At 68.0% G+C, this 7,845-nt stretch carries 8 protein-coding genes and 1 pseudogene; 1 reads left to right on the plus strand and 8 read right to left on the minus strand.

All coding sequences use genetic code 11. The features are described from left to right. From VFW69_RS06275 to VFW69_RS06295, 5 genes are all read right to left on the minus strand, one after another. On the minus strand, positions 1-221 hold a 221-nt coding region (locus VFW69_RS06275), incomplete at its 3' end, for a TetR/AcrR family transcriptional regulator (RefSeq protein WP_526499254.1). 46 nt (positions 222-267) lie between these two features. Then, positions 268-486 carry a rubredoxin gene (locus tag VFW69_RS06280; RefSeq protein WP_526499256.1) on the minus strand — a complete coding sequence of 73 codons (219 nt, stop codon included), beginning with the start codon at positions 484-486 and terminating at the stop codon, positions 268-270. Further along, positions 483-707 carry a rubredoxin gene (locus VFW69_RS06285; protein ID WP_526499258.1) on the minus strand — a complete coding sequence of 75 codons (225 nt, stop codon included), beginning with the start codon at positions 705-707 and terminating at the stop codon, positions 483-485. The genes VFW69_RS06280 and VFW69_RS06285 overlap by 4 nt, the downstream gene beginning before the upstream one ends. Next, entirely contained in the window at positions 704-1,942 is a 1,239-nt protein-coding gene (locus VFW69_RS06290; protein ID WP_526499260.1) for an alkane 1-monooxygenase, read from the minus strand. Before VFW69_RS06290 ends, VFW69_RS06285 begins: the two co-directional genes overlap by 4 nt. A 101-nt stretch (positions 1,943-2,043) precedes the next feature. Beyond that, the gene (locus VFW69_RS06295; RefSeq protein WP_526499262.1) at positions 2,044-3,561 is read right to left on the minus strand and encodes an amino acid permease; all 1,518 of its coding nucleotides are present in this window, start codon (positions 3,559-3,561) and stop codon (positions 2,044-2,046) included. A gap of 99 nt (positions 3,562-3,660) precedes the next feature. On the opposite strand from VFW69_RS06295, the gene VFW69_RS06300 reads away from it, so the two are divergent. Beyond that, positions 3,661-5,043: an FAD-dependent oxidoreductase gene (locus tag VFW69_RS06300; RefSeq protein ID WP_526499268.1), complete on the plus strand. Its 1,383-nt coding sequence runs from the start codon at positions 3,661-3,663 to the stop codon at positions 5,041-5,043. Here the strand turns inward: VFW69_RS06300 and manA are convergent. From manA to manB, 3 genes and pseudogenes are all read right to left on the minus strand, one after another. Next, positions 5,021-6,247, minus strand: a complete 1,227-nt coding sequence (gene manA / locus VFW69_RS06305) for a mannose-6-phosphate isomerase, class I (RefSeq protein WP_526499264.1) — start codon at positions 6,245-6,247, stop codon at positions 5,021-5,023. The genes VFW69_RS06300 and manA overlap by 23 nt on opposite strands. An 8-nt stretch (positions 6,248-6,255) precedes the next feature. Then, on the minus strand, positions 6,256-7,356 hold the full coding sequence (locus VFW69_RS06310; RefSeq protein WP_526499266.1) for a TobH protein: 1,101 nt from the start codon (positions 7,354-7,356) through the stop codon (positions 6,256-6,258). Continuing rightward, positions 7,353-7,845 (minus strand): annotated as a pseudogene (manB, locus tag VFW69_RS06315) (phosphomannomutase/phosphoglucomutase); the annotation flags it as partial. The gene VFW69_RS06310 and the pseudogene manB, both read right to left, overlap by 4 nt.

Consider the following 7,845-nt stretch of genomic DNA (forward strand, 5'->3'; position numbering starts at 1 on the left):
CCCTGTCGGGAGCCGAATTCGTTGTAGATCGTCTGCCGGCTGATGCCCGCGGCGCGGGCCACATCGGACAGGGTGATGGCCGACCAGTCCCGCGTCAGCAGCAGATCCCGCATCGCATCGAGCACCGAGTCGCGCAGCAGGGCACGCGATGCCTCGGCGAACGGCATCCGCTTCACAGGCGCGACAATAGCGGCTTTCGCCGTCGCGTTGGCGCCGATCATTAGCGCCGCTCCTCCTCATCGCTACGCTCTGCATCGTCGCCGGCGGTCACGAACGCGCGATCTCCACCATCTCGAAGTCGGTCTTCGCCGCGCCGCAGTCCGGGCAACTCCAGTCCTCGGGGATGTCGTCCCACCGGGTTCCGGGCGCGATGCCGTCGTCGGGCCAACCCTTAGCCTCGTCGTACTCGAATCCGCACTGCACGCAGATGAAGAGCTTGAACAGGGCTTGATGCTCTTCGCCCAAGGGCTCATCGCGGTCGCTCATCGGTTCACTCCTATCCAATTGTCCGGCTCCTCCTCATCGCGACGCTCTGCATCGTCGCCGGACGTCGTTTCGAAATCGACCTTCTCGCGCACCGCACAATCGGGGCAGCACCAGTCTTCCGGGATGTCAGTGAAGGGCGTGCCCGGCCGAAAGCCTTCCCGCGGTGCGCCTTTCGCTTCGTCGTAGGTGTAGTCACAGCCAGGGCAGCGGTATGCGGTCATGCCGTCACGCCGTAGCGGGCCAGCAGCTTCTCGCGCAGGCGCGGCTGCACATTGACCTTGGTGATGTCGCCGTCATAGTGCGCCAGCACCCGGTGATCCATCACCCTGCGCCACAGCGGCGGGAAGTAGGTGAGCGAGATCATCGACGCGTATCCGCTCGGCAGGTTGGGCGCGCCCGCCATGCTGCGCAGCGTCTGGTACCGACGGGTCGGGTTGGCGTGGTGATCGCTGTGCCGCTGCAGGTGGTACAGGAACAGATTGGTCACTACGTGGTCGGAGTTCCAGCTGTGCACCGGCGCGCAGCGCTCGTAGCGACCGCTCGAGTTCTTCTGCCGCAGTAGGCCGTAGTGCTCCAAGTAGTTGACCGACTCGAGCAGGCTGAAGCCGAAGACCGCCTGGATGATCACGAATCCGATCAGCGCCGGGCCGAAGATCGCGATCAGCGAGCCCCACAGCACCACCGACATCAGCCAGGCGTTGAGAACGTCGTTGGACAGATACGTCTTGGGGTGCCACGGGCTGGAGCCCTGCCGGCGGATCCGTTGCGCCTCCAGCCGCAGCGACGAGCGCAGGCTACCAAAGACGCTGCGCGGCAAGAACTCCCAGAAGGTCTCACCGAAGCGCGCCGACGCTGGATCCTCCGGGGTGGCGACACGCACGTGGTGGCCGCGGTTGTGCTCGATGTAGAAGTGCCCGTACCAGGTCTGCGCCAGGGTGATCTTGGACAGCCAACGCTCCAGCGAGTCCTTCTTGTGGCCCATCTCGTGCGCGGTGTTGATGCCGACGCCACCGAGGACGCCGACCGACAGCGCCAGCCCCAGCTTGCCGCCCCAGCCGAGGGCGCCGTCAAAGCCCAGCCAGCTCAGGTTCGACGCGGTGAACAGGTAGGCGCCGACGATGACGCTGAGGTACTGGAACGGGATGTAGACGTAGGTGCAGTAGCGGTAGTACTTGTCGTTCTCCAGCTGCTCCATCACCTCGTCGGGCGGGTTCTGCCCGTCGGGCCCGAAACGCAGGTCGAGGATCGGCAACAGGACCCAGAGCAGGAGCGGCCCGATCCACAGCGGCACCTGCGCGGCGGCGTGCCAGCCCAGCCGGTTGAGGCCCCAGATGAGCGGCAGCATCACGAACAACGCCGTCGGGGCGATCAGCCCCATCAGCCACAGGCGCCGCTTCTTGTCCCGCCAGACCAGCGGCTCGGATCCCCGGCTCAGTTGCGGTTTAAATGTGGTCATATGCCAAACCTCCTTGTGAGTCACACCACGTTGAGGTTGGACAATACCGGCGTTTGCGTCTTCTGTCTAGACAAAAGACGATGATTTGTAAAGAACGCTGATTAGGGCACCGGGCTATGCGGATCGGCCTCGAGAGAGTCGCTGGGCTCGGTCTCCACTTCCTCACGGCGGCCCTGCACGGAGTGCCGGTAGCCGTAGCCGGCGTAGATCGCCGTGCCGACCACCAGCCACACCCCGAACCGAACCCAGGTGAGCGCCGTGAGGTTGAGCATCAGCCACATACACGCGGCGATCGAGGCGATCGGAAGCACCGGCACCCACGGCGCCTTGAAACCGCGCTCCAGGTCCGGCCGGGTCCGGCGCAGCACCATCACGCCGGCCGAGACCAGGACGAACGCGAACAGGGTTCCAACGTTCACCATCTCCTCGAGCTTGGTGATGGGAAACACCGACGCCGTCACGGCGACCACCACGGCGACCAGCACGGTGATCCGCACCGGGGTGCCGTGCGAGCCGGTCTTGGCCAGCGACCGTGGCAGCAGCCCGTCGCGCGCCATCGCGAACAGGACCCGGCACTGGCCGAGCATCAACACCATCACCACGGTGGTCAGTCCCGCCAGCGCGCCGATGGAGATGATCTTGCTGGCCCAATGGATGCCGTTCGCGGTGAAGGCGGTGGCCAGGTTCGCCTGCCCGCGGCCCGGGACCGTCTTGAGTTGGGTGTAGGAGACCATGCCGGACAGCACGATGGCTACGGCGACGTAGAGCAGGGTGACGATGCCCAGCGACGCCAGGATTCCCCGCGGCACATCGCGCTGCGGATTCTTGGTCTCCTCGGCCATGGTGGCGACGATGTCGAACCCGATGAACGCGAAGAACACGATCGACGCCCCCGCCAGCAGCCCGTACCAGCCGTAGTGGCTGCTGTGTGCGCCGGTCAGCAACGACAGGACGGACTGGTCGATGCCCTTGGCCTCGCTGCCGGCCTCCACCTTCGGGATGAACGGCGAGTAGTTGGCGCGCTTGATGTAGAAGGCGCCGACCACCACGACGAAGATCACCACCGACACCTTGATCGCGGTGATCACCGCGGAGAACCTCGATGACAACTTGGTGCCCAACGCGATCAGGGTCGCCACCCCCGCGACGATCACCAACGCCCCCCAGTCCACCTGCGCCGAGCCAAATTTCGCCGTGCCGCCGGCGAACCCGAACACCGTGCCCAGATAGCTCGACCAGCCCTTGGCCACCACGGCGGCGCCGATCGCCAATTCCAGCACCAGATTCCAGCCGATGATCCAGGCCAGGAACTCCCCGAAGGTGGCATAAGAGAAGGTGTAGGCGCTACCGGCCACCGGCAGCATCGAGGCGAATTCCGCGTAGCACAGCGCGGCCAGCGCGCAGGTACCGGCCGCGATTACGAACGACACCCAGATGGCCGGACCGGTGATGTCGCCGGTCGTCGACGCGGTGACCGTGAAAATGCCGGCACCGATCACCACCGCGACGCCGAACACGACCAGGTCCCGCCAGGTCAGCTCCTTGCGCAGCTTGGTGTCCGGCTCGTCGGTATCGGCGATTGATTGCTCGATCGACTTGGTCCGCCATCGATTGGCCATGCATTCGCCCTTTCCCGGCACTGGGAGCCATTGGTCCGTCACAGTACTGGGTACTCTGCGCAAATGCCGGATAGCAGAGCAACGGCCAGGGATCATGCCGTGGTCATCGGGGGGAGCATCGCCGGTCTTTGTGCCGCTCGGGTGCTTTCGGAGTCGTATTCGCAGGTGACCGTGTACGAGCGCGACGAGTTGCCGGCTGAACCGGCGAATCGGGCGACGGTGCCCCAGGACCGGCACCTGCACATGCTGATGGCGCGCGGGGCGATGGAATTCGAGGACCTTTTTCCGGGCCTGCTGGACGACATGGTGAGCGCCGGCGTGCCCAAATTGGAGAACCGGCCCGACTGCATCCACCTGGGGGCCGCGGGTCACGTGCTGGGTACCGGGCATACCCTGCGCGACGAGTTCACCGCTTACGTGCCCAGCCGCCCGCATCTGGAATGGCAGTTGCGCAAACGGGTCCGCGACCTCGACAACGTGACCGTGGCGCGGCGCTCGGTGGCCGAGCCGCGGTTCGATCGCGCGCGACAACGGGTGACAGGCGTGCTGCTGGATCCGGCCGAGGAGGGCAGCAACGATCAGGAGTTCGTGACCGCGGACCTGGTCGTCGACGCGGCGGGCCGGGGCACCCGGCTGCCGGTGTGGTTGACGCAGTGGGGATTTGCGCGCCCGGTCGAACAGACCATGGACATCGGCATCAACTACGCCACCCAGTTCTTCCGCATCCCGGAAGGCTTGATCGCGGAACGTGTGGTGGTTGCCGGCGCCTCGCACGATGAGTCCCTCGGGTTGGGCATGCTGTGCTACGAGGACGGCTCCTGGGTCCTCACCACCTTCGGTGTGGCCCACGCGAAACCGCCGCGGACCTTTCCCGAGATGCTCGGGCTGGCGCAGCGGCTGCTTCCCGCTCACTTCAATGCGGCGCTGACGCGGGCCGAGCCGCTGGGCGATCCGGCGTTTCACGCCTTCCCGGCCAGCAAGTGGCGCCGCTACGACAAACTGCAGCGCCTGCCGGCCGGCATCATCGCCTTCGGTGACGCGGTGGCCAGCTTCAATCCCACTTTCGGGCAGGGCATGACGATGACCTCGCTGCAGGCCGGCCATCTGCGCCGCGCGCTGCAACTGCCCGACGATCAGGTCGCCGCGGCGCTGAACCGGGCCACGGCCAAGAGCACGTTCCCGGTGTGGACGATGAACGCCATCGGCGACGTCGCCTTCCACCACGCCACCACCAAGGAGTCGCTCCCCTGGTGGTGGCGTCCCACCGGTGCGCTGTTCGACCAATTCCTGGGCGCCGCCGAGACCGACCCCGTTCTGGCGGAATGGTTCTTGCGGCGCTTCTCCCTGCTGGACAGCCTCTACATGGTTCCGCCGCCGCGGATAGTGGGCCGCACCATGGCGCACAATCTGCGGCTGTGGCTGGGCGAACGGCGACAGGCCGTTAAAGAGCGGCGGGCCCTCACAGCCCAACCGTCGCCCTGAACAGCTTGGTGGGTTCGTGCGCCACCAGCCGGATCGGGGCGTCGTCGGCCGCCACCCAGGCAGCCATCCCCCGCTTCAACGTCAGCGAGCCGGATTTACCGTGCACCGTCGTGGAGCCCTGGCTGCACAACAGGATCTGCGGGCCGTCGTGGCTGCACGTCGCGTCCACCTCGTGGCCGACGTACTCGTCGTCGAGCTCCAGCAGCGCGACCGCGAACTCGTCGGTCGGCGTCTCATAGATCAGTCCGAAGCCCTCACGGCGGATCCGCGGCCGCAGCTGCTCCTCGGTGGTGGGCGCGAAGTCCAGCACGCGAAGCAGCTCGGGCACGTCGACGTGCTTGGGGGTCAGGCCGCCGCGTAGCACGTTGTCCGAGTTGGCCATCACCTCCACCGCGAAACCGCGCAGATAGGTGTGCAGATTGCCGGCGGAGACGAAGATGGCCTCGCCCGGGGCCAGGCTGACGCGGTTGAGCAGCAGCGCCGCCAGCACACCGGCGTCACCGGGATAGCGTTCGCCGAGCTCCAGTACCGTCTTGGCCTCGGCCGCGAATTCCGTTGCGCCCGAGCTGAGGTACGCGATGGCGCCGTCCAGCACGGCGGTGACCAGCACGTCGATGTCGGGCTGCGGCGCGGTGATCCAGGTGGTGAACAGCGCGCGCAGACCGTCGGCGTCGGACTGGTCGTTCAGCAGGTCGATGAACGGATCGAGGTCGGACACCGCCAGGGCCCGCAACAGCTCGACGGTGCGCGCGGCCTGCCGGAATCCGGCCAGCGCCTCGAACGGGTGCAGCGCCACCAGCAACTCGGGCTTGTGGGATGTGTCGCGGTAATTGCGCACCGGCGAGGTCAGCGGAATGCCGACCCGCTCCTCGCGCAGGTAGCCCTCGGCCGCCTGCGCGGCGCTCGGGTGCGCCTGCAGGGACAGCGGCTCGTCCGCGGCCAGCACCTTGACCAGGAACGGCAGCACGTCGCCGAAGCGCGCCCGCGACATCGGGCCGAGCTGGCCCTCCGGGTCGTCGACCAGCGCCTCGAGCAATGTGATTTCGCCGTTGTCCGTTGCCAGCCACGCCGGATCGCCCGGGTGCGCCCCAAACCAGAGCTCGGCCTCCGGATGCGCCGCCGGCACCGGACGCTCGGTGAATTCGGCGATAGCGGTACGCGAACCCCAGGCGTAGGTTCTCAAGGCCCCGCGAAGCAGTTCCACTGTTGTATCTATCCCCGCACCAGTCGCATATAAACCGCGGCCATTTCCAGCCGGACGGCCAATACTGCCAGTTGCTGCTCGGGGCTACCGGGGCCCCCCAGCGCCGGCGAAACGCCGTAGCCGGCCGAGCCGCCGGGCCCGTCGGGAACATCCTCGGAAGCGAGCAGGTACACGTTGTCCAGTCCGGCAGTCCGGGCGGCCACGCCCGCCTGCTCGGAGGCCAGGACGACGGTCAGCACCCGCAACCGCGGGGGCGGCGGTCCGTCGATCTCGTCGTCGTGAAACAGCGCGGCGTCGGGATCCTCGAAGCCGCCCGACGCCGCGGCGCGAAGGGCGGCCAGCGCGTCCGCCAGCCCGGTAGCCGGAGTCACCTGGTTCGCGACCCGCAGCAGCACCGAGCTGCCGTGCCGGGCCAGCGCGAGCGTCGCGGCACCGTCGCCGGCCAGCGCCACCTGACGCTCGGCGATCCGCGCGGCCAGCAGCTTGGCTGGGTTGGTGAACAGCTCGCGGGCGGCGCTGTTGCGCAGCGCCTCGGCGTCCAGCTCGTCGGCGAGCACCGCCAGGTCCGTTTTGGGTCGGGGGTCCACGGCGTGCAGCAGGGCGAGCCCGGCGGCCAGGTACCGGCACAGGCCGAACTCGTCGGGCACCCACAGCCGGGGCGCCAGCACCGCCGCACGCCCGGCGGTGGCGTCCCGCAACGGGCCCTCATAGGGCGCCGCCACCACCACCCGCGCGCCCCGGCGCAACCCGGTGGTGGCGGCGGCGACCAGCGCGGGATCACCCGGGTCGCCGCCCGCGACGACCAGCACATCGAGCGGACCCACCCAAGGCGGTGCCTCGTCGGCGAGAGTGAAGGGCTGGGAAGCGGTTCCACCCATGGTCGCGGCCAGCATCGTCCCGGCGGTCTCCGCGGTGCCGCGCCCCGCGACCCAGATGACGCTGCGCGGACGGTCTTCGGCGCGCAACGGGTCCAGCGCACCCTCGTCGACCGCGGCGGCGACCGCACGCACCTGGGCACCGGCCGACGACGCGGCGCGTAGCAGGCCGTCGCGGTCGGCGGCCAACAGGCCGTCGGTGTCCTCGAGATCGATCACCCGGGTGGCGTTCACGGCGCGGCCTTCGCACCCGCCCCGGTAGCCGAGGCCGCGGTGATTTCGGAACTGATCTGGGCGACCACCGCGGCCACGTCCTCGACCGTGCGCGCCTCCACGTTCAGCCGCAGCAACGGCTCGGTATTGGAGCTGCGCAGGTTGAACCAGCTGCCGTCGCCCAGGTCGGCCGTCACCCCGTCCACGTGATCGAGGGAGTGAATCCGCGTGCCGAACGACTTCAGCACCGCTTCCGTGCATTGCCCGGCGTCGGCGACGGTGAAGTTGATTTCGCCGGACGATTCGTAGCGCTGGTAATCCGCGGTCACCTCCGACAGCGGGCGGTCCTGCTCGCCGAGGGCGGCCAGCACGTACAGCGCCGCCAGCATCCCGGAGTCGGCGCCCCAGAAGTCGCGGAAGTAGTAGTGCGCCGAGTGCTCGCCACCGAAAATCGCTCCGGTGTCGGCCATCAAGGCCTTGACGTAGGAGTGGCCGACGCGCGAACGCACC

This window comes from Mycobacterium sp. (genome assembly GCF_036273375.1).
In the GTDB taxonomy this organism is placed as follows: domain Bacteria; phylum Actinomycetota; class Actinomycetes; order Mycobacteriales; family Mycobacteriaceae; genus Mycobacterium.